General features: G+C 66.0%; 19 protein-coding genes. 7 read left to right on the forward strand and 12 right to left on the reverse strand.

Annotation, left to right across the window (positions count from 1 at the left end; genetic code table 11):
• Window positions 1–75: 75 nt before the first annotated feature.
• Window positions 76–834 (forward strand): nitrilase-related carbon-nitrogen hydrolase, encoded by a 759-nt coding sequence (locus FL625_RS03180; protein WP_149587193.1) that lies wholly within the window; start codon window positions 76–78, stop codon window positions 832–834.
• A complete protein-coding gene (locus tag FL625_RS03185; protein ID WP_149587194.1) occupies window positions 831–2912 on the forward strand; it encodes an oxidoreductase in 2082 nt (693 codons plus the stop codon). The genes FL625_RS03180 and FL625_RS03185 overlap by 4 nt, the downstream gene beginning before the upstream one ends.
• Window positions 2913–2951: 39 nt before the next feature.
• Here the strand turns inward: FL625_RS03185 and FL625_RS03190 are convergent, their stop codons facing one another.
• Window positions 2952–3671, reverse strand: a complete 720-nt coding sequence (locus FL625_RS03190; protein ID WP_149587195.1) for a GntR family transcriptional regulator — start codon at window positions 3669–3671, stop codon at window positions 2952–2954.
• Between the two features lie 157 nt (window positions 3672–3828).
• Here FL625_RS03190 and FL625_RS03195 point away from each other — a divergent pair, with 157 nt between their 5' ends.
• From FL625_RS03195 to FL625_RS03205, 3 genes are read left to right on the forward strand one after another with little or no spacing between them, the layout of a single operon-like run.
• Entirely contained in the window at window positions 3829–4713 is an 885-nt protein-coding gene (locus tag FL625_RS03195) for a dihydrodipicolinate synthase family protein (RefSeq protein WP_200833867.1), read from the forward strand.
• 3 nt (window positions 4714–4716) lie between these two features.
• Complete coding sequence (locus FL625_RS03200) at window positions 4717–5949, forward strand: NAD(P)/FAD-dependent oxidoreductase (protein WP_149587196.1); 1233 nt, start codon at window positions 4717–4719, stop codon at window positions 5947–5949.
• A 10-nt stretch (window positions 5950–5959) separates the two neighbouring features.
• Window positions 5960–6658 (forward strand): SDR family oxidoreductase, encoded by a 699-nt coding sequence (locus FL625_RS03205; RefSeq protein WP_149587197.1) that lies wholly within the window; start codon window positions 5960–5962, stop codon window positions 6656–6658.
• 18 nt (window positions 6659–6676) lie between these two features.
• On the opposite strand, the gene FL625_RS03210 is transcribed toward FL625_RS03205, so the two are convergent.
• From FL625_RS03210 to chvE, 8 genes are all read right to left on the reverse strand, one after another.
• On the reverse strand, window positions 6677–7702 hold the full coding sequence (locus FL625_RS03210; protein WP_149587198.1) for an aldose epimerase family protein: 1026 nt from the start codon (window positions 7700–7702) through the stop codon (window positions 6677–6679).
• 2 nt (window positions 7703–7704) lie between these two features.
• Window positions 7705–9213 carry an aldehyde dehydrogenase (NADP(+)) gene (locus tag FL625_RS03215; RefSeq protein WP_149587199.1) on the reverse strand — a complete coding sequence of 503 codons (1509 nt, stop codon included), beginning with the start codon at window positions 9211–9213 and terminating at the stop codon, window positions 7705–7707.
• A gap of 11 nt (window positions 9214–9224) precedes the next feature.
• Window positions 9225–10145: a Gfo/Idh/MocA family protein gene (locus tag FL625_RS03220; RefSeq protein ID WP_149587200.1), complete on the reverse strand. Its 921-nt coding sequence runs from the start codon at window positions 10143–10145 to the stop codon at window positions 9225–9227.
• Window positions 10145–11890, reverse strand: a complete 1746-nt coding sequence (gene araD / locus FL625_RS03225) for an L-arabinonate dehydratase (protein ID WP_149587201.1) — start codon at window positions 11888–11890, stop codon at window positions 10145–10147. Before araD ends, FL625_RS03220 begins: the two co-directional genes overlap by 1 nt.
• 10 nt (window positions 11891–11900) lie before the next feature.
• A complete protein-coding gene (gene araD1, locus FL625_RS03230; protein WP_149587202.1) occupies window positions 11901–12869 on the reverse strand; it encodes an AraD1 family protein in 969 nt (322 codons plus the stop codon).
• A gap of 8 nt (window positions 12870–12877) precedes the next feature.
• Window positions 12878–14047 (reverse strand): multiple monosaccharide ABC transporter permease, encoded by a 1170-nt coding sequence (gene mmsB, locus FL625_RS03235; protein WP_149587203.1) that lies wholly within the window; start codon window positions 14045–14047, stop codon window positions 12878–12880.
• On the reverse strand, window positions 14048–15589 hold the full coding sequence (gene mmsA, locus FL625_RS03240; RefSeq protein WP_149587204.1) for a multiple monosaccharide ABC transporter ATP-binding protein: 1542 nt from the start codon (window positions 15587–15589) through the stop codon (window positions 14048–14050). It abuts the gene before it with no gap.
• 62 nt (window positions 15590–15651) lie between these two features.
• Window positions 15652–16698 carry a multiple monosaccharide ABC transporter substrate-binding protein gene (gene chvE / locus FL625_RS03245; protein WP_235019325.1) on the reverse strand — a complete coding sequence of 349 codons (1047 nt, stop codon included), beginning with the start codon at window positions 16696–16698 and terminating at the stop codon, window positions 15652–15654.
• Between the two features lie 165 nt (window positions 16699–16863).
• Between chvE and FL625_RS03250 the strand changes: the two genes are divergently transcribed.
• Window positions 16864–17796, forward strand: a complete 933-nt coding sequence (locus tag FL625_RS03250) for a LysR family transcriptional regulator (protein WP_149587206.1) — start codon at window positions 16864–16866, stop codon at window positions 17794–17796.
• Here FL625_RS03250 and FL625_RS03255 read toward each other — a convergent pair.
• Genes FL625_RS03255 through FL625_RS03265 form a run of 3 tightly spaced genes read right to left on the reverse strand, consistent with a single transcriptional unit; the run spans window position 17793 to window position 20002 of the window.
• Window positions 17793–18590, reverse strand: coding sequence for a 3-methyl-2-oxobutanoate hydroxymethyltransferase (locus FL625_RS03255; RefSeq protein ID WP_149587207.1), 798 nt, complete (start codon window positions 18588–18590; stop codon window positions 17793–17795). The two genes, FL625_RS03250 and FL625_RS03255, sit on opposite strands and share 4 nt — an antisense overlap.
• Window positions 18590–18901, reverse strand: a complete 312-nt coding sequence (locus FL625_RS03260) for a MocE family 2Fe-2S type ferredoxin (protein ID WP_149587208.1) — start codon at window positions 18899–18901, stop codon at window positions 18590–18592. The genes FL625_RS03255 and FL625_RS03260 overlap by 1 nt, the downstream gene beginning before the upstream one ends.
• Before the next feature lie 9 nt (window positions 18902–18910).
• Window positions 18911–20002 carry a fatty acid desaturase family protein gene (locus FL625_RS03265; RefSeq protein ID WP_149587209.1) on the reverse strand — a complete coding sequence of 364 codons (1092 nt, stop codon included), beginning with the start codon at window positions 20000–20002 and terminating at the stop codon, window positions 18911–18913.
• A 153-nt stretch (window positions 20003–20155) separates the two neighbouring features.
• On the opposite strand from FL625_RS03265, the gene FL625_RS03270 reads away from it, so the two are divergent.
• Window positions 20156–21187 (forward strand): LacI family DNA-binding transcriptional regulator, encoded by a 1032-nt coding sequence (locus FL625_RS03270; protein ID WP_149587210.1) that lies wholly within the window; start codon window positions 20156–20158, stop codon window positions 21185–21187.
• Window positions 21188–21276: the final 89 nt, after the last annotated feature.

Genomic DNA, 21276 nt, shown 5'->3' on the forward strand with positions numbered 1-21276 from the left:
CCTGCGGGCCTCTTCGCGCGACACCGGCGAAGAGCGTCCGCAGGACAGCGATGAGCGGCCCACCGGATTACCCCCATGCGCCTCGCCCTGCTGCAAGCCCCCTCTCCCTCGGGCGACCCGGATCTCGCCTGCGTACAGGCCGAAGCCGCCCTCGCCTCGGCCGCAGCCCTGGGCGCGGCCGCCCTTGTCCTGCCGGAGCTCTGGCTGCCCGGGTACAATCAGCCCGACATTCCGACCCGGGCCCTGACCCTCGACGATCATCCCATGCAGCGCCTTGCCGCCGCCGCGAGGAACCGGGCAACGGCGCTGGTGGTGGGCTATGCCGAGCGTGACGGAGGCCGGACCTTCAACTCCGCCGCCTGCTTCGGGCCTGAGGGGTCGCTTCTCGTCAACTACCGGAAGATCCAGCTTTACGGCCCGCGCGAGCGCGCGCTGTTCGTGCCGGGTGACGTCTATGTCACCTTCCGCCTCGGGGAAGCAACCGCCGCGATCCTGATCTGCTACGATGTGGAGTTCGCCCCCCATGTGAAGGCGCTGGCCGACCGGGGCGTGACCGTAATCCTGGCACCAACGGCCAACATGCAGCCCTACACCCATGTCGGGCACCACACCGTGCCCGCAATGGCCGCGAACCACGGAGTCTCCATCGTCTATGCCAACTACTGCGGCCAGGAGGGCGATCTGACCTATGTCGGTGGCAGCCTCATCGCCGGTCCGCATGGAGAGGTGCTGGCCCAAGCCGGCGGGCATCCCGCGCTGCTGATCGCCGACATTCCGCCGCGCGATCCGGCCCGGCTGTCCACCCAGTCGGCCGACCTCAGGATTCTCCCATGACCCGCCTGCCCGCCCACGACATCCTGTTCACGCCGATGCAGATCGGCCCTAAGGTGGCGAAGAACCGGTTCTACCAGGTCCCGCATTGCAACGGCGGCGGCTATCGCGACCCCTCGGCTGTCGTGGAAATGCGCCGCACCAAGGCCGAGGGCGGCTGGGGCGTGATCTTCACCGAACAGACGGAAATCCACCCGACCTCCGAGATCACGCCCTTCATCGAACAGCACCTCTGGGACGACCGCGACATCCCGGCGCTCGCCCGTATGGCCGAGGCGATGAAATCCCATGGCGCGCTGGCCGGCATCCAGCTGGCCTATTCCGGGATCAACGGCCCGAACCTCTATTCGCGCGAGGTGCCGCTGGCGGTGACCGGGGGGCCGATCCTGACCTTCACCGCCGATCCGGTGCAGGCCCGCACCATGGACCGCGAGGATATCCGCGACCTCCGCCGCTGGTTCCGCAACGCCTTCCGTCGCAGCCAGCAGGCGGGCTTCGACCTGATCTGCCTCTACGGTGCGCATAGCTTCGGGATCCTGCAACATTTCCTGTCGCGGGCGACCAACCACAGGACGGACGAATACGGCGGCAGTCTGGAGAACCGTGGCCGCTTCCTGCGCGAAATCGTCGAGGACCTGCGTGAGGTCACCAGGGGCGAGTTGGCCGTCACCTTGCGCATGTCGCTGCACGAGGCCGGGGCCTACGGCTTCTCGAATGCCGAACTCCGCGACTTCATCGCCATGCACGCCGAGCTGCCCGACCTCTGGGACCTGGCCCAGGGCACCTGGGAGGCCTGCTCGGGCACCTCTCGCTTCAAGGCCGAAGGCGCGCAGGAGGAACTGGTCAAGGGGATCAAGGTCCTGACGCCCAAGCCCATCGTCGGGGTGGGGCGCTTCACCTCGCCCGATGCGATGGTGCGACAGATCCGGGCGGGGATCCTGGATTTCATCGGCGCGGCCAGACCCTCGATCGCCGATCCGTTCCTGCCCCTCAAGGTCGAGGAGGGCCGCTACGAGGACATCCGGGAATGCATCGGCTGCAACATCTGCGTCTCGGGCGACATGACGGGCGGCATCAGCCGCTGCACGCAGAACACCGCCTTCATGGAGGAATGGCGCAAGGGCTGGCACCCCGACCGCGCCCGACCCAAGGGTGCATCCGAAAGCGTTCTGGTCGTCGGGGCGGGGCCGGCCGGACTCGAGGCCGCCCTGCAGGCCGGCAGGCGGGGCTACCGGGTTACTCTGGCCGAGGCCGGCACCAGGCTCGGCGGCCGTGTGGCGAAGGAACGAATGCTTCCGGGCCTCTCCGCCTGGGGTCGCGTCGCTGACTACCGCACTGGCCAGATGGCCGTGATGCCGAACGTCGAGATCTACCGCGACAGCCCCCTCACGCCCGAGGACATCGTGGCCATGGGTGCGGATCACGTCGCCATCGCCACCGGCGCCACCTGGCGGCGGGACGCGGTGGCGCGCTTCCACCTGCACCCGATCCCGACCGATCCGGCCATGCCGATCTTCACCCCAGACGACCTGATGGCGGGCCGCTGTCCCGAGGGCCTGAGCGTCGCGGTCTATGACGACGATCACTTCTACATGGGCTCCGTCCTCGCCGAGCTTCTGGTGGCCAAGGGGAATCGCGTGCACTTTGTCACCCCGGCAGTGAAGGTTGCCGAGTGGACGGACAACACGCTGGAACAGGGCAGCATCATGCGCCGCCTGCTGGAGATCGGCGTCGAGATGCATCTGAGCAAGGCACCGGAGGCGATCGGCAAGGACGAGGTGATCCTCGGCTGCACCTGGACCGGCCGCCAGACTGCGCTGCCGGTCGAAGCCGTGGTGCTGGTGACCTCGCGCAGTCCGGAGGACGGGCTTTTCCACGCGACCCGGGCGCTGGACTGGCAAGGCGCAGGCATCCGCAGCCTGAAAGTCATCGGCGATGCGGCGGCTCCGGGTCCGATCGCCTGGGCGACCTATGCCGGCCGGGCCTGGGCCGAATCCCTCGACCAGCCGGATCGCGGCGATGCCCTGCCTTTCCGGCGCGAGATCGCCGAACTTCTGCCCGACGACCGGATCACACCCTGACCGGCAGGGGCCTGCGTTGCCGACCGGGCCCGGCCCTGGTCAAGCCGCAGGCCCAAGCGATGCCAGTGGCGCGTTCTGCAGGTAGTTCTTCGACAGGTAGCTCATGAAGTTGTCGCGGAACTGCCGCGTATGGGCATGGGCAAGCGCATCGGCGCGGGCGACATCCCGGTCGCGGATCGCGGCCAGCATCTCGTCATGCTCGTCGGTCAGAAGCACACCCTCGTTGCCCTGCTCCAGATAGGCAAAGTGCAGGTGCAGCATGCGCCGCCCCTGGTTCAGCAGCCTTTCATAGAAGGCCGCGAGATAGGGGTTTCGGCCGGCGTGGGCGATGGCCATGTGGAAAGCCTTGTTCGCTTCGGACATGGCCAGGTGATCGCCCCGCTGCACCGTCGCGACGAACTCCTTCTGGCGGCGGGCGATGGTCTTGAGGTCAATATCCGTGCGCAGCTCGGCCGCCAGACGGGTGTTCATCCGCTGGGCGACGTCCAGCGCCTCGACATATTTCGGAAAGCTCTGCACGTCGATCGGCGCGACCACGGTCGAGCGGTTCGACAGGGTGACGACCAGCTCGTCCCCCGCGAGGCGGATCAGCGCCTCGCGGACAGGCGAGCGCGACATCGAGAACCGCTCGGCCAGCGAGGTCTCGTCCAGCACCGCGCCCGGCTGCAGGTGCAACGACAGGATTTCGTCCCGCAACGTCTCGTAGGCGAAGCGCACTCCGCTGCCCTTGACCCGCTTCGGTTCCGTCTCATTCCGCATGTCTTGGCTCCCGGCACCCACGCGCGGGGCAGCTTAGACCATCGCAGGCCAACAAGTCGACACAGTCCATTTTCGATTTGACGTGTCGTCATGGTGTCGTCATAAAAGGCGCTGGAAGTGCCGCGTTGGGCGACCAGGGGTCGGAAAGGACAAAGTCATGCTGAAGCTTTCGGGGGTTCTGCCTGCGCTTGTGACGCCATTCGACCGCACCGGCGCCATCGACTTCGTTGCCTTTGGGCGGCACCTCGACAGCCTGCGCGCGGCCGGCGTATCGGGTTGGGTGCCGTGCGGCTCGTCGGGCGAGTACAATCTGCTGACCGATGCCGAACGCGACAGCGTGCTGACCTTCGTCCGGGACCAGGCCCGCCCCGGCGAGCTGCTGATCGCCGGCACCAATGCGCCCTCGACCGCCGGGGTGATCGCCAATACGCGCCGCGCCAGGGAACTCGGTTATCATGCCGTCCTTCTGGCCGTGCCCTTCTACACCAGGCCGACCCAGGCCGAGATCATCCACCACTTCGAGACCGTGGCCTCGGCCACCGACATGGACATCGTTCTGTATTCCTACCCCGGCAAGGACGGAGTCGAGATCGGCTACGAGGCGCTGGATGCGCTGGCCGACAATCCCCGGATCATCGCGATCAAGGAAAGCTCGGGCGTCCTGCAGCGGGCCATCGGCATCTCGACGCGCTATGCGGGCCGTATCCAGCTGGTGTCGGGATCGGACGACATCGCCTGGGATTTCATGCAGTGGGGTGCCGATGCCTGGATCTGCGGGCCGGCCAACTGCATGGCAAGACCCGTCTGCGAAATGGACGCGGCGTTCCGCAGGGGCGACCATGCGCGCGCCAAGGAGATCATGCAGGTGGTCTGGCCGGCGATGAACGTGCTGGAATCCGGCAAGTTCGTGCAGAAGCTGAAATACGGCTGCGAGCTTCAGGGCAACCCGGTCGGCGACTGCCGCATGCCGTTCGGTCCGCTGACCGACGCCGAAAAGGCCGAATTCGCCGCCGCCATGCAGCCGATCCTGGCCTGGGCCTAGGTCATGGCGACCGTCGTTGTCGGCGCCGGAATCATCGGCACCGCCATCGCGCATGACCTTCAGCGGCGCGGTCGGCAGGTTGTGCTGGTCGACCGCGACGCACCGGGACGGGGCGCCTCTTTCGGCAACATGGCCTCGATTGCGGTGACCGAGTTCATGCCGGCCTCCCGCCCCTCTGTCTGGAAACAGATCCCGGGCTGGATGCTGGACCCCGAGGGCCCGGTCCGGGTTCGACCATCCTACATGCCAAGGCTTGCGCCCTGGTTCCTGCGCTTTCTTGCCGCGTCGCGTCCCTCCAGGCTGCGCGAGCTGGAAGCACAGGGCGCCGCGCTCTGTGGTCGCGCTCTGGACGACACGCTCGACCTGCTGCGCGACACCGGCCTGTCCGACCAGATCAGCGACGAGGGGTGCCTGTCGCTTTACGCTGATGAGGCTGAGTTCAGGACCGACCGCGACCACATCGAACTGCTTGAACGGTTCGGTTTCCCGCACGAGGTCATCGGTCGCCAGGCGATCCGCCCGCTGGAGCCGGCGCTTTCGGACAAGGTCGGCATGGCGGTCCTCTTTCCGCAGAACCGGTCGATGAAGGATCCCTACGGTCTGGTGCTGGCCCTGGCCAGTCGGTTCGTCGGCCTTGGCGGACGGATCGAACGGGGCGACGTCGTGGGTTTCAACCGGTCCGACCGGATGCGCGAGGTGGCGCTGGGGGGCGGGCGCCATCTGCCCGCGGACGAGGTCGTCATCTGCGCCGGGGCCCATTCCGGCAGGCTGGCAAAGTCTCTGGGCGAGCCGATCCCGATGGAAACCGAGCGTGGCTATCACACGCAGATCATGGCGCCCGGCATCGGGCTGCGACATTCGATCATCTGGCCCGCAAAGGCCTTCATGGTGACACCCACATCGGGCGGCATCCGTGTCGGCGGCACGGTAGAGATGGCCGGTCTCGATGCCGCGCCCGACTACCGCCGGTCAAAGGTCACGGTCAGGCGTGCGCAGGAGGCATTGCCGAATCTGCGCTGCGAGGACTTCAGCGAATGGATGGGCCACCGTCCCGCCCTGCCGGACACGATTCCGATCCTGTCGGCCAGTGCCCGCACGAAGGGCCTTTTCTACGCCACCGGACACGGGCATCTTGGACTGACTCTGGCCGCCACCACGGCTCGGCTGATGGGGGACCTGATCACGGGGAAGCGGCCTCCGATCGATCTCCATCCCTACCGGATCAACCGTTACTGAGGATCGCACAATGACCCGCAAGGTTTGCATCGTCACCGGAGGTGGGCGAGGTATTGGCGCCGCTGTCGCCCGCGAGATGCATGCGCGCGGATACGCGCTGGTGCTGATGTCGCCGTCCGACTCCTGCGAGACCCTGGCCGCCGAACTGGGCGGAGTGGCCCGGCGTGGGGTCGCGCAAAGCGCCGAGGATCTGAAGGCGCTGGTCGATCTGGCGATGTCCACATATGGACGGATCGACTCTGTCCTCAATCATACCGGCCATCCGCCGAAGGGCGACCTTCTGTCCATCCCCGACGAAGGCTGGATGCTCGCGCATGACATGATCCTGGCCTCGGTCATCCGAATGGCCCGTCTGGTCACTCCGGTCATGGAGCAGCAGAAGGGCGGATCCATCGTCAACATCACCACCTATGCCAGTCACGAACCTTCGCTGTGGTTCCCGGCCTCCTGCACCTACCGGGCCGCCGTCTCGACCTTCACCAAGCTCTACTCCGACCGCTATGGGCCGTCCAACATCCGGATGAACTGCCTGGCGCCCGGCTTCACCGACAGTCTCGACGTGGCAAGGTATGGCGAGCTTGCGGCGCTGAAACGCATCGGGACCGTGCAGGAGCAGGCCAAGGCGGCGGCGTTCCTGCTGACCGATGACGGCAGCTATGTCACGGGTCAGACGCTGCGCGTCGATGGCGGCCTGACAAGGTCGGTCTGACAGGGCGGCGAGCCGGCCTCATGCGGCGGGCGTGAAGTCGAACCGCATGATGTGACGATAGGTCTGGCCCGGATCCAGCCGTGCCGGCGGAAACTGCGGCATGTTGGGCGAATTCGGGAACCGCTGGGTTTCCGCCGCAAAGCCGGCAAAGCGCGGATAGCGCGCGCCAGCCTTGCCGGGCGTGCCATCGAAATGCGCTCCCGTGTAAAGCTGGAGGCCCGGTTCGGTCGTGTCCAGCCGCATCTGGCGGCCCGAGACCGGATCAAGGGCTCTTAGGCAGGGACGCAGGCCCGTCGCATCGGTGGCGGCGGAAAGGCAGAAATTGTGGTCAAAGCCACCGGGTCCGGGCATCCGGTCCCCCACCTTGCGCAGGCGGCGGAAATCGAACGGAGTATCCGCGACCGCGCGGACTTCTCCGGTAGGGATCAGATGATCATCCACCGGCAGGTAGTGCGCGGCCTCGATCTGCAATTCCTGCCCCAGCACATCGCCGGAACCCTGACCGGCCAGGTTGAAGTAGGCATGATTGACCAGGTTCACCATGGTCGGGGCATCGGTCGCGGCCTCCATGGTGATGACCAGATGCAATCCCTCGACCCGGTAGGTCACCTTCGCGTCCAGAGCGCCGGGATAGCCCATTTCACCCGCAGGTGAGGTCACGGTCAGAACGGCATGGCTGTCGGAAACGTCCTCGATCCGCCAGTGCTTCGTGTCCAGTCCCGAACGACCGCCGTGCAGGTGCTGGTCGCCCTCGTTGCGGTCCAACTGGACCGGACGCCCGTCCAGGATGAACCGACCGCCCGCGATCCGGTTCGAGTATCTCCCGCAGGTCGCCCCGAGATAACCGCCACGGTCCCGCCAGTCCGACAGGACATCGAACCCCAGGACCACATCCGCCAGCACGCCCCTGCGATCCGGCACCCAAAGCGCCACGAGGCGTGCGCCATAGGTCAGGATGTCGGCCTTCAGCCCGTGGGAGCCCGTCAGACTGATGCGCCGGACGTCCTGGCCGTCGATCTGCCCGGCGCTGGTGATGCTGGACATTGCTAGTGCGCCCAATCCTGCGGCAACAGCGCATCCGGCATGTTCTGGTAGGCGACGGGCCGCAGCCAGCGCCGGATCGACAGGGTGCCGACCGAGGTCGCGCCGAAATTGGTGCTGGCCGGGTAGGGGCCACCGTGGACCTGCGCATCCACGACCTCGACCCCGGTCGGAAAGCCATTGGCAAGAATCCGTCCGGCCTTCCGCTCGAGCACCGGCATCAGGCTGTGCGCAAGGTCCATGTCCGCATCGTCGAGGTGCAGCGTGCAGGTCAGTTGCCCTTGCAGACTCCGCGCGACGGCCTGCATCTCGGCGGCATGACGCACCCGGACGATCAGTCCGAGCGGCCCGAAGACCTCTTCGGCCAGCATGTGGTCGGCCAGCCAGTCCGCGCCGGAAACCTCGAAGAGATAGGGTGTGGCATTGCGCAGGTCGCACATCGTGGTCAGCACGGCACGCACCCCGGTGCCGGCGGCCACGCGGTCGCGGCCTGCCCGGAAGGCCTCGGCAATGCCATCGGTCAGCATGGTCTGCGGGCCGACGGCGCCCACGGCCTCCTTCGCTGCTGCCACGAAGGCATCGGCCTCGGCACCGTCGATCACCACGGCGATGCCGGGATTGGTGCAGAACTGCCCGGCGCCAAGCGTCAGCGAGCCGGCCCAGCCCTTCGCGATCGCCTCGCCGCGCGCGGCAAGGGCAGCGGGCAACAGGAACATCGGATTGACCGACACCAACTCGCCGAAGAAGGGGATCGGCTCCGGCCGCGCGGCGCACAGGTTGAACAGCGCCCGGCCTCCGGCAAGCGATCCGGTGAAGCCGACCGCCTTGATGAAGGGATGCTGCACCAGCGCCTCGCCGACATCGCGCTTGCCACCCTGCACCAGGCTGAAGGTGCCGCGCGGCATGTCACAGGCCTGAATGGCGGCAAGGATGGCCTGGGCGACGATCTCTCCGGTTCCCGGATGGGCGGAATGGCCCTTTACCACCACCGGGCAGCCGGCCGCCAGCGCCGAGGCCGTGTCGCCGCCCGCCACCGAAAAGGCGAGCGGGAAGTTCGAGGCCCCGAATACCGCAACCGGGCCGATGGGCCGCTGGATCAGTTTCAGATCGGGGCGCGGCAGCGGCTGCCGGTCGGGCAGCGCCGGATCGTGGCGCCGGTCCAGCCAGTCGTCCTTCAGGATATGGCTGGCAAACAGCCGCAACTGCATCGTGGTCCGGCCCCGCTCGCCCTCCAGCCGTGCGGCGGGCAAGCCGGTCTCCTGAGTGCCGATCTCGGTGATCTGGGCGCCCCGGGCCTCGATCTCGTCGGCGATCCGGTTCAGGAAGGCCGCACGACCCGCGCGGGACACGGCGGAGTAGTCGGCGAACGCTGCCTCGGCCGCCTCGCAGGCCGCCTCGACGTGGGCGGGGGTTCCGGTTGCGAAGCTGTGCGCCGGGCCGTGGGCCGGCGACGACTGGAACGACTGGGCGGAACCCACCCATTCACCCGCGATCAGGTGCTTTCCTGTCAGCATGGGAACCTCCCTCAGAAGTCGAAGGCGGCGGTCGTTACCCGCTCGCCAAGGGTCAGCGCATCGGCAACATGGACCATCGGGGCAAGGTCCACCTCGCTTTCGCCCCGGCGCACCAGATCCGCCATTCGGGCATAAAGCGCCGGGTATTCGCCCATGATCGAGTTTTCCCCAGCCATCGGTTTGCCGTCGATTTCCAGAACATTGCCGCCCATGCGCAACGCAAGCTCGCCCCGGTCGGTCTGGACGCTGATGTCCCAGGTCTGCGGACCCTCTTGCCGCCAGTCGAAATCGGCCGTGACATTGCCGGTGAAGGTCAGCTGTGCCGCGATGGGTGTCTGACGGTTGGCCGGAAACTCCAGCCGCGCCTTCGTCAGGTGGACAGGCTGCGGCAGGATCTCGGTCAGGATGGAAAGGGCGTTGATGCCGGGGTCGAAGACGCCCATCCCGCCGGGCTCAAACACCCAGTCCTGGCCGGGGTGCCATTTGCGCACGTCCTCGCGCCAGGTGATGTGGGCCTCGTGCACCGCCTTGTCGGCGAGCCAGGCCTTCGCCGGGGCGACGGCATGGGCCATGCGGCTGTGCCAGGTGGCATAGAGTGTCAGGCCCCGGTCGCGTGCCAGAGCCTGAAGCTCATGCACCTCGGCCAGGGTGGCGCCGGGGGGCTTCTCCAGCATCACATGCCTCCCGGCCAGAAGCGCGGCCTCGGCATAGTCGAAGCGCGGGACGGGGGGCAGACACAACGACACCACGGGCACGTCCGGGCGTTCCGCGAGGAAGGCCGCGAAGTCGGTGAAGGCCGGCACCCCGGGAACGCTGCCCTTGCGGCTGACGGTTGCGGCAAGTTTCCAGTCGGGGCTGGCCGCGATCGCTGGAACGTGCTGGTCCAGAGCGATCTTGCCGATGCCGACCAGAGCGACCTTCAAGCGGGCCATCAGTGGCTCTCCCGCGCGACGGCGTTGCCGCGGCACCCGACCAGGAAGTCCATGTCGGCGCCCTTGTCGGCGCCCTGCACATGGTCGTGGTAGAGCTTGGCATAGCCCGAGGCAGGAGGCTCCACCGCCGGCTTCCAGGCGGCAAGACGGGCCTTCAGCTCCGCCTCGGGAATGTCCAGATGCAGGCGGCGGTTCTCGACATCCAGTTCGATCATGTCGCCGTTGCGGACCACGGCCAGCGGGCCACCGCGCGCAGCCTCGGGGCTAGTGTGCAGCACGACCGTGCCGTAGGCGGTGCCGGACATGCGCGCATCCGAGATGCGGACCATGTCGGTTATTCCCTTGCGCAGCACTTTGGGCGGCAGGCCCATGTTGCCGACCTCGGCCATGCCGGGATAGCCGCGCGGGCCGCAATTCTTCAGCACCATCACGCAGGTCTCGTCGATGTCGAGGCTTTCGTCCTCGATCTTCGCCTTGTAGTCGTCGATGTCCTCGAAGACGACCGCGCGGCCTCGGTGCTTCATCAGGGCAGGGGTGGCGGCCGAGGGCTTCAGGACCGCGCCGTCGGGGGCGAGGTTGCCCTTGACCACCACGATCCCGCCCGACTGGGTCAGCGCCTTTTCGGCCGGAAGGATCACGTCGTCGTTGTGGATGCGGGCGTCCTTGACCTCGTCCCAGATCGGCCCGCCACTGACCGTCAATGCGTCCTTGTTCAGCAACCCCGCCTCGCCCAGACGCTTGATGACCGCCGGCAGACCGCCGGCATAGAAGAACTCCTCCATCAGGTATTTGCCCGAGGGCATCAGGTTGACGATGGTCGGCACGTCGCGGCCCCAGTCGTCCCAGTCGTTGAGCGTGAGGTCGATGCCGCAGCGGCCGGCGATGGCCAGGAGGTGGATCACCGCGTTGGTCGAGCCGCCGATTGCGGCGTTGGTGCGGATCGCGTTCTGGAAGGCCTCGCGGGTCAGGATATGGGATGGCCGGAGGTCGTCCTTCACCATCTGCACGATGCGCCGCCCGGTCAGCTGCGCCATGACCCGACGGCGGCTGTCCACCGCGGGGATCGCCGCGTTGCCGGACAGCGTCATGCCCAGCGCTTCGGCCATGGAGGCCATGGTGGAGGCCGTGCCCATCGTGTTACACGATCCGGGCGAGCGGGACATCGAGGCCTCGGCCTCGACGAATTCCTCGGCGGTCATCTCGCCCGCCTTCACCGCCTCGGAGAACTTCCACAGATGCGTGCCCGAGCCGACGCGCTCCCCCCGGAAATAGCCGTTCAGCATCGGCCCGCCGGAGACCATGATGGTGGGCAGATCGACCGAGGCCGCACCCATCAGCAACGACGGCGTGGTCTTGTCGCAGCCGACAAGGCAGACGACGCCGTCCATCATCTGACCACGGATCGTCTCCTCGACCGCCATTGCGGCGAGGTTGCGGAACATCATCGCGGTCGGACGAAATGCGCTTTCAGAGACCGAGAACACCGGCACGATGATCGGGAAGCCGCCGGCCTCGTAAACCCCATGCTTCACCCGCTCGGCCAGGTCGTTCAGGTGCGCGTTGCAGGGATTCGCCTCGCTGAAGGTGTTCAGGATGCCGATGACCGGACGTCCGTCGAACAGGTCGGCGGGGAGACCCTGGTTCTTCATCCACGAGCGGTGGTAGATCGCATCCTTCGAGGTGCCGGAGAACCATTCCTGCGACCGCAGCTTGCGCGGCCAGGGGGCGGGTTTGAAGCTGGACATCTCGGGTTCCTTACAGGGCTTGGACACGGGTTGCGCCGGAAGACTTCGGCGCGAAGGTCAGGGTGTTGCGAAGCGGCTGACCGAAGTCGGCAACCTCGATCTCGAAGATGTCGCCGGCCTGTGTCTTGATGCCGTCGGCAAAGGACAGGGTGGCGGTGCCGAAGTAGTGGACATGCAGGTCGCCGGGCTGGCGGAAGATCGAATACTTGAAGTGGTGGTGTTCAAGGTTCGCCAACGTGTGCGACATGTTGGCCTCGCCGCTCAGAAAAGGCTTCTCCCAGAGGGTCTTGCCGTCGCGCAGGATGCGGGAATGGCCGCGGACATCGGGGGGCAGGTCGCCCACCAGGATTTCGGGGCCGAAGGAGGCCACCCGCAGCTTGGAATGAGCAAGCCAGAGGTAGTTCACCCGCTCTGTGACATGGTCCGAGAATTCATTGCCCAGCGCCCAGCCGATCCGGTGCGGAGTGCCGTCGGGGCCGATCAGGTAGATCCCGGCGATTTCCGGTTCCTCGCCACCGTCCTCGGCGAAGCCCGGGGCTTCGAGGGCCGCACCAGGGGCGACCGCGGCATAGCCGTTGCCCTTGTAGAACCATTCGGGCTGCGCACCGACCTCGCCCGGGGCGGGGCGGCCGCCTTCCAGTCCCATGCGGAACATCTTCATGCTGTCGGTCAGGGTCTCGGCGCCTTCCAGCTTGGCATGCATCGCGTCCCGGGCGGAGGCCGAGCCAAGGTGGGTCAGCCCCGTCCCGGTCAGATGCAGATGCGCCGGGTCCGGGTGACTGACCGGCAGATCGAAGGTGGCGCGGGTCAGGTCCACTGTCTCGCCCAGCCCCCGGCGGCCGATTTCGGCGGCGATCCCCTGCCCGGACCTGATGGCCGCCTGCGCCAGTTCGTAGACCGAGGCGGTATTGCGCAGGACGCGCGCCTCGTCGCCCTGCCGGACGACCACGCCGATCCCCTTGACCGTGGACAGATGCATGACCGATCTCACTTGTTCTTGTTGTAGACGTCGAAGATCACGGCAGCGAGCAGCACCAGCCCCTTGATCATCTGCTGGTAGTCGATGCCGACGCCAAGGATCGACATGCCCATGTTCATCACGCCCATGATCAGAGCCCCGATCACCACCCCGATGATCTTGCCAGATCCGCCGGTCATCGAGGCCCCGCCAATGAACACGGCGGCGATGGCGTCCAATTCGAACCCTGTTCCAGCTTTCGGGGTGGCCGAGTTCAGGCGCGCGGTGACCATCATGCCGGCCAGGGCCGCCAGCACGCCCATGTTGACGAAACAGGCAAAGACCAGGCGTTCGGTGTTTATTCCGGACAGCTTGGCCGCCTTTTCGTTGCCGCCCACGGCATAGATGCGGCGGCCCTGAACCGTGTTCTCGGTGAAGAAGGCATAAAGCACGATCAGGACGGTCAGCACGACCAGAACGTTCGGCAGGCCCCGGAAACTGGCGAGCTGCCAGCCCACGAAGGCCATGGCGGCTGCGATCACCAGGGTCCGGCCCCAGAACAGGCCGCCGGGCTCGGGCGTGATGCCGAATTCGGCATCGCGCTTGCGGGCGCGAAGGCCGATCCAGATCACGATCGCGATGGCCAGCGCCGCGATGATCAGGGTCAGCCCGTGCGGCTTCATCACCCCGGTCAGGTCGGGAATGAAGCCCGAGGACATGGCCTGGAACTCTTTCGGGAACGGACCGATGTTCTGCCCGCCCAGAAGCCACAGCGTTGCGCCGCGGAACACCAGCATCCCTGCCAGCGTGACGATGAAGCTGGGGATGCGCCAGTAGGCCACCCAGTAGCCCTGCGCCGCCCCGATCAGCCCGCCCACCAGCAATGTCAGCGGGATCACCGCCCAGACCGGCAGGCCCTGCTTGACCGTCAGCCAGGCTGCCACCGCCCCGGTAAAGGCCGCGACCGAGCCCACCGACAAGTCGATGTGGCCCGAGACGATGATGAGTAGCATGCCCAGCGCCAGGATGATGACGTGGCCGTTCTGCAGGAAGATGTTGGTGATGTTCGGAGCCTGCAGGAACATCGGCTTGCCCTGCATGGATACCAGCAGTGAAAACAGCGCCACGATGGCGACCAGCGCCAGGAGCATGCCGTTTTCGCGGAAATGTCCGCCCAAGGAGCTTTGCTTTTCAGCCATTCACGCCACCTTCCCTGTGGTCTTGCCGTTGTCTTTCACGATCAGCGCCATGATCTTTTCCTGACTGGCCTCGTCGCGCGTCAGCTCGCCTACGATCCGGCCCTCGTTCATCACATAGATCCGGTCGCACATGCCCAGAAGCTCGGGCATCTCGGACGAAATCATCAGCACGCCGCGGCCCTGGTCGGCGAGATCCTTCATGATCGTGTAGATCTCGAACTTCGCGCCGACGTCGATGCCTCGGGTCGGCTCGTCGAGGATCAAGAGCTCGGGGTCGGTGAATAGCCATTTCGACAGGACAACCTTCTGCTGGTTTCCGCCCGAGAGGTTCACCACCTTCTGCTGCACGCCGGGAGTGCGGATCGCCAGCTGCTTGCGATAGGTCTCGGCCACTTGCGCCTCGCGCCGCTTGTCGAGGATGGAGTTCTTCGCGATGCCGACCAGGTTGGCCAGGCTGATGTTCCTCAGGATCGGCTCTTCCAGGATCAGGCCCAGCGCCTTGCGGTCCTCGGTGACGTAAGAGATGCCCGCCTCGATCGCCTTGGTCACGGTCGAGACATCCACGGGCTTTCCGTGCATCTTCACCGTGCCCTGGTGCCCCTTGCCGTAGCTGCGCCCGAATATCGACATGGCCAGTTCGGTACGGCCGGTGCCCATGAGCCCCGCAATGCCCACGATCTCGCCCTTGCGGACGTTCAGAGAGACGCCCTTGATCATCTGCCGTCCCGCCTGTTCGGGGTGCCAGCAGGACCAGTTCTCGACCTCGAACAGCATCTCGCCGGGGTGGCTTTCGCGCTCGGGGTAGCGGTGCGCCATGTCGCGGCCGACCATGTCCTTGATGATGCGGTCCTCGGAAATCTCGTCCTTGGTCAGGGTGGAAACCGAAGTGCCGTCGCGGATCACGGTGATCCGGTCAGCCACGCGGGAAATCTCGTTCAGCTTGTGGCTGATGATGATCTGGGTCACGCCGCGTGCCTTCAGGTCCAGCATCAGGTCGAGAAGCCGGTCGGCGTCAGCCTCCTGAAGGGCAGCGGTCGGTTCGTCCAGGATCAGGAGGCGCACGTTCTTCGACAGGGCCTTGGCGATCTCGATCAGCTGCTGCTTGCCGACGCCCAGCTTGCCGACGACAGCGCCCGGAGGCTCGTTGAGGCCAACCTGGCGCAACAGGTCTTCGGTCTTCTTGAACGCCATCGGCCAGGAGATGACGCCCTTCGACGCCACCTCGTTGCCCAGGAACAGATTCTCGGCGATCGACAGGAGCGGGATCAGCGCAAGTTCCTGGTGAATGATGATGATGCCCTTGTGCTCGCTGTCGCGGATCCCGCGGTTATGCAGCGGCTGGCCATCATAGACGATCTCGCCCTCGTAGGTACCGTGCGGATAGACACCCGACAGCACCTTCATCAGCGTGGATTTTCCGGCGCCGTTCTCGCCGCAGATGGCATGGATTTCCCCGGCCTCGACCGTCAGGCTGACCCGATCAAGCGCCTTGACGCCCGGGAAGACCTTGGTGATCTCCCGCATTTCAAGAAGTGTGGTCATGATCCCTCCCCCAGGGGATCCCGCCTGCGCGGGAGCGGCGCAGGCGGGCCCTTCGGCTCAGCCTACTTCAGCTGGTCCGCGGTATAGTAGCCCGAACCGACCAGGACTTCCTCGTAGTTCGAGATGTCCACCGAGACCGGCTCCAGCAGGTAGGACGGCACGACCTTCACGCCGTTGTCGTAGGTCGAGGTGTCGTTGATCTCGGGCTCCCCGCCGGCAAGCACCGCGTCCACCATCTTGACGGTGACCTTGGCGAGTTCGCGGGTATCCTTGAAGATGGTCGAATACTGCTCGCCCGCGATCATCGACTTGACGGACGGGATCTCGGCGTCCTGGCCGGTGACGATCGGCATCTTCAGGTCGCCCGAGCCGTAGCCCACGCCCTTGACCGACGACAGGATGCCGATCGACAGGCCGTCGTAGGGTGACAGCACGCCGTGCAGCTGCTTGTCGCCGTAGTTCGAGGTCAGAAGGTTGTCCATCCGCGCCTGGGCGACGGCGCCATCCCAGCGCAGGGTGCCGACCACGTCCATGCCCATCTGGCCCGAGGGAATGACGATCTCGCCCGCGTCGATCATCGGCTGCAGGATCGACATCGCGCCGTTGTAGAAGAAGAAGGCGTTGTTGTCGTCCGGGCTGCCGCCGAACAGTTCGACGTTCCACGGCTTCACATCCGGGAAACGCTCCTTCAGGCCCTTCACCAGGCTTTCGGCCTGCTGCACACCGACCTTGAAGTTGTCGAAGGTCGCGTAATAGTCAACGTTCGCGCTGTCGCGGATCAGGCGGTCATAGGCGATGACCTTGATCCCCTGGGCGGCAGCGTTCTCCAGTGCGTTCGACAGCGTGGTGCCGTCGATCGCCGCGATCACCAGCGCCTTCACTCCGCTGGTGATCATGTTCTCGATCTGGTTCAGCTGCGTCGGGATGTCGTCTTCGGCATACTGCAGATCGGTGGCGTAGCCGGCCTCCTGGAAGGCCTTCACCATCGACTCGCCGTCCGAGATCCAGCGCGACGAGGATTTCGTGGGCATCGCGATGCCGATGGTGCCCTTGTCCTGGGCGAAGGCAGGCAGCGCCGACAGGGCGGCCGTGGTGCCGGCAAGGGCCATGAGGCCGCGGCGGGTCAAGATCATCTTGTTTCCTCCCGATGATTCTTCGTTTGCATCCGCTTTGGGCGTGCCTTTGCAGCCCTTGCTCACGGACGCGCCGCAGATTGCGTGGACGACCCATATCTGTCAAATAGGGTTTATGAAGAGATACATGATGATTTCGTTATGAATCAAACCGAGGCCGGCCTTTCGATCCAGCTGCGCCGGCTGAAACCCGTGCAATTGCGGCTGCTCGCAGAGCTGGATCAGGCCGGCGCCTTGGGGGTGGCGGCCGCACGGATCGGGATTGCCCAGCCGGCCGCCTCGCGGTTGCTGGCCGACATGGAGGCCCTGCTCGGCCTGTCCCTGCACGAACGTCAGGGGCGCGGGTTGCGGTTGACCGCCGTCGGTCGGGCCCTCGCCCGGCGCGCGGCCCGGATCGAGATCGAACTGGCCGACGCCGCGCGCGACATGGCCGAGGCTGCCACCGGAAGGGCGGGCGTGGTCCGGGTGGGCGCGGTAACGGGCCCCGCGCTCAGCCTGGTCATGCCGACCCTGATCGCGTTGCAGTCGGATCTTCCCGACTTCCGGGCCGAGGTGACGGTCGCGACCTCGGTCACGCTGTGCGATCTGCTGCGCGAGGGGCGGCTGGACTTCGCGCTCGCGCGGCTGTCACCCGGGGAAACGCAGCTCGAGGCGCGCGTGCTGGCGGGAGAGCCCTTGTCGCTGGTGGTCCGGCGCGGCCATCCGCTGCTGGTCAGGCCGATCCTGTCACTGCATGACCTGCTTGGGTTCGACTGGGTGATGGGCGACGACGAAACCCTGCTCACGCAAACCGTGATCAGCCGGCTGACCGAACTGGACCTGCCGTTGCCGAAGCGTCGGATCTCGACCTCTTCCTTCCTGTTCACCCTCGCCCTTCTGAACCAGACCGACGCCATTGCGCCCCTGGCAACACCGGTCGTTGACAGTTTCGCGGGCAATCCATCGGTGCCCTTCGTGTCCCTGCCCATCGACCTTGGCCTGGCCGTGGCCCCGTTCAGCCTGGTGACCCGGATCGGCGCCCAGATGACCCCCTCGGCCCAGCGGCTGGCGGATGCGGTGCTGGCCGCGTCCTAGGCGTTCCGATCCAGCCAGTCGGCGAAGGCGGACACCACGTCCGGGTCGCAGTCCACCAGATGCTGCGGGGCCGGGTAGTCGCCTTCGTGGACATCGCTGACGAAGCGGCCCATGGCCTCGATCCGCATGGCTTGCAGCCGGTCGTATTCGGCGGCGAAATCCGCGTAGACCTTGGCGTGGCGCGGGACCTTGCCCCGGTTCTGGCCCAGCACGTCGTCGGCAAAAAGGTACTGCGCGTGCCCGCCCGCCCCCGCGCCCATCGAAATGAGGAAGAGCTTGCTCCTCTCGGCAATGAGCCGCGTGATCGAGTGTGGAACGACCTCGATTTCCGCCGCGAAGGCGCCAGCCTCTTCCAGCGCCCTGCACTGGGCCCAGACCAGTTGCGCCGTCTCCAGCGTCTTTCCCACTGCCTTGAACCCGCCAGTCCAGGTGCGTTTCGAGGGGATCAGGCCGACATGACCGCAAACCGGCAACCCATGATCGGCCATGGCGCGCACGGTCGCCAGTGAACCAGAGCAGTAGAACCCGTCCGCGCCGTGCTTGTAGAGCGGGAAGGCCCAGCGCAGGAAATCATCCGTCCCGCCAATTTCGTAGAAGTTGTCACCGGGAAAGGCGAAGGCGTCCGGGGCAGCCTCGCGGAAACGGCGGTCCATCACCATGGCAGGCGGCACGGACAAGAGCTCGACCCCGGCCCGGGTCGCGGCCTCGGCTTCCTCCAGCGTCTCGACCCGCAGCATGGCGAACTGATGCGTGCCACGCGCATCCATCAGGTCCCTGACAGTGGGCGGGGCCATCACGCCACCTCGACAAACACGCGATCACCCTCGACCTTCACCGGGAAGGTCCTGAGGTTCACGCAGACCGGGGCGCGTTTAGCCTCTCCGGTGCGATAGTCGAACTGGCCGTTGTGCTTGGGGCACTCGATCAGATGGCCCATCACCAGGCCGTCGCAGAGATGGACCTGCTCATGCGTGCAAAGACCGGCCGTCGCGAAGAATTCGCCCTCCGGCGAATGATAGATGGCGAAGGTCTGGCCGGCGTGATCCCAGCGGATCAGGTCCTCGGCGTCGATGTCGTCGGTCGAACAGGCGTCAATCCAGGGCATGATCCGTCCTCATTCTGCGGCGGCCGGACGCATCATGCCCGGCACATACTGATGGAAATCCTCGCGGTAGGGCTTGGCCGTGGGGGGCAGTGCACGCTTCAGGAAGTAGTCTTCGTTCCGCACCTGGCGCAGGATCGCCGGCCACATTTCCCGGAAGGCCTCGGCAATCGAGCGGTTGGGCGGCGGCAGGTCGTCCTTGATGATCTCGTGCAGACGGGGCAGCGCGTGGTAGGGCACCATCGGGAACATGTGGTGTTCGACATGGTAATTCATGTTCCAGTAGATGAATCGGCTGATCGGGTTCATGTAGACCGTTCGGCTGTTCAGCCGGTGATCCACCACGTTGTCAGCCAGGCCGCCGTGCTGGAGAAGCCCGGTCATGACGTGGTGCCAGGCGCCATACATCCGGGGCAGGCCGATCACCATAAGCGGCAGGATCGAGCCCATCCAGACCGCAAGCCCGATCGTCGCGGCATAGATTGCGACGTAGACGATGGCGACCCGCTGCACCTTGCCCCATTCGCTTTGCGGCACATAAGTGCGCTCTTCCGGAGTCGGGCCGGAAACGGCGTTCCTCAGGATGCGCGGGATGAAGGCGATCACGTCCAGGATGCCGAAGAAGTTCAGGACCAGCTTGGCGACTTCCGGCGGGCGCATCACGGCGATCTCGGGATCGCGGCCGACGAAGTAGGTCTCGGAATGGTGGCGGGCGTGGCTCCAGCGCCAGGTGGCCGAGTTGCGCATGATCATGAAGCTGGCGATCTCGTAGACGACGTTGTTCATCCAAGGCGTGCGGAAGGCGGTGCCGTGCCCGCATTCGTGCCAGCGCGAATCCGAGGCCGAACCGTAAAGCACACCGTAAGCGAGCCAGAACGGCGCCGACCACCACGACGGCCAGAGCGCGATGCCGATGCCGGCAAGCAGGATCATGCTGCCATACAGGATGATGGTGTCGCGGATCGCCGGCGCGTCGCTGCGTGCCATCAGATCCTTCATCACCTTGCGTGGTACCTCGGTGTGATACCACTCGGCCGCCGTCAGCCCGCTTTCCACGGCGCGCGCGGCGTCAGGACCGAACAGGCTGTAGTTGCGCTTGCCCATGTGTGACCCCCGTCTCCCTGCGCTTCCTGCCGGAAACGCCTCCTGCCATCGTGCATAGGTCGGGCCGGGTCCGATCGCCAAGTGCCTGGCTTGCAGGTTTCGTCATGATCCATCATAGTCCGGCAAAGCCCTGATAGATTTTCGTCAAGCCCTATGGCAAATCGCCCCACCATTCATGACGTCGCCCGCGAGGCGGGCGTGTCCAGCGCCACGGTGGACCGCGTCCTCAACGGGCGCGAAAGGGTTCGCGAGGAAACCGCGCGCAAGGTCTACGAGGCCGCCCGCCTGATCGGCTACCATGCCGCGCCGCTGATCGGACAAAGGGTGCAGGCCGACCTGCCGCGCCTGCGGTTGGGCCTGGTGCTGCACAAGGAAAGGCAGGCCTTCTACCAGGCCTTCAAGGCCGAGGCCGAAAGGGCCGTGACCCGGGCGACGGGCGTCCGGGCTTCGATCCAGGTCGCCTTTGCGGCCTCGCAATCGCCCAAGGACTTCACCGAACTGATGGAGGGCATGGTTGGTCGCGTCGATGCCGTCGCCGCAACCGCTGTGACACATCCCGAAGTGACCGAAGCCGTCATGCGGCTCAATGCCAAGGGCATCCCCTGCTTTGCGCTCCTCAACGATTTCGGCCAGGGGGTCCGGCAAAACTATCTTGGCCTCAACAACTTGAAGGTCGGGCGGATTGCGGCGCACATGATCGCGACTGCCTCGCACCACGCGGGCAAGATCGCGGTCTTCGTCGGCGGCTATCGCTGGCACGGTCACGAACTGCGCGAGACCGGCGTCCGCAGCTACTTCCGGGAACACGCGCCTCAGTTCCAGGTTCTTGATACCCTGATCAACCTGGAAACCCGGCAACTGACCTACGAGGCGACGCTGGACCTGCTTTCCCGCCACCCCGATCTCCGTGGCATCTACTGTGCGGGTGGCGGGATGGAGGGAGCCATCGCCGCGGTTCGCGAGGCCCGGGCCCCGGGCGAGGTGGCGCTGGTCGTCAACGAGCTCACGCCAGAAAGCCGGGCAGCCCTTATCGGGCGGCACGTCACGATGGTGATTGCAACGCCGCTTCAAAGGCTTTGCGACGATCTGATCCGGCTGGCAACCGCAGCCGTCACGGACGGCATGGTGCCCGTCCAGGGTCAGCATTTCCTGCCTCCCGACCTTTACCTTCCTGAAAGCGTCTGACGAAAAACTTTCAGACTATTATAGCCACCTTCGTCAGGAATGATGGGATCGTTCCTCTGCCGATTGACGCGGCCGGAGAGTCTCGGGGA

Origin of the sequence: Tabrizicola flagellatus, assembly GCF_008271465.1 — a bacterium.
Taxonomy (GTDB): domain Bacteria; phylum Pseudomonadota; class Alphaproteobacteria; order Rhodobacterales; family Rhodobacteraceae; genus Tabrizicola; species Tabrizicola flagellata.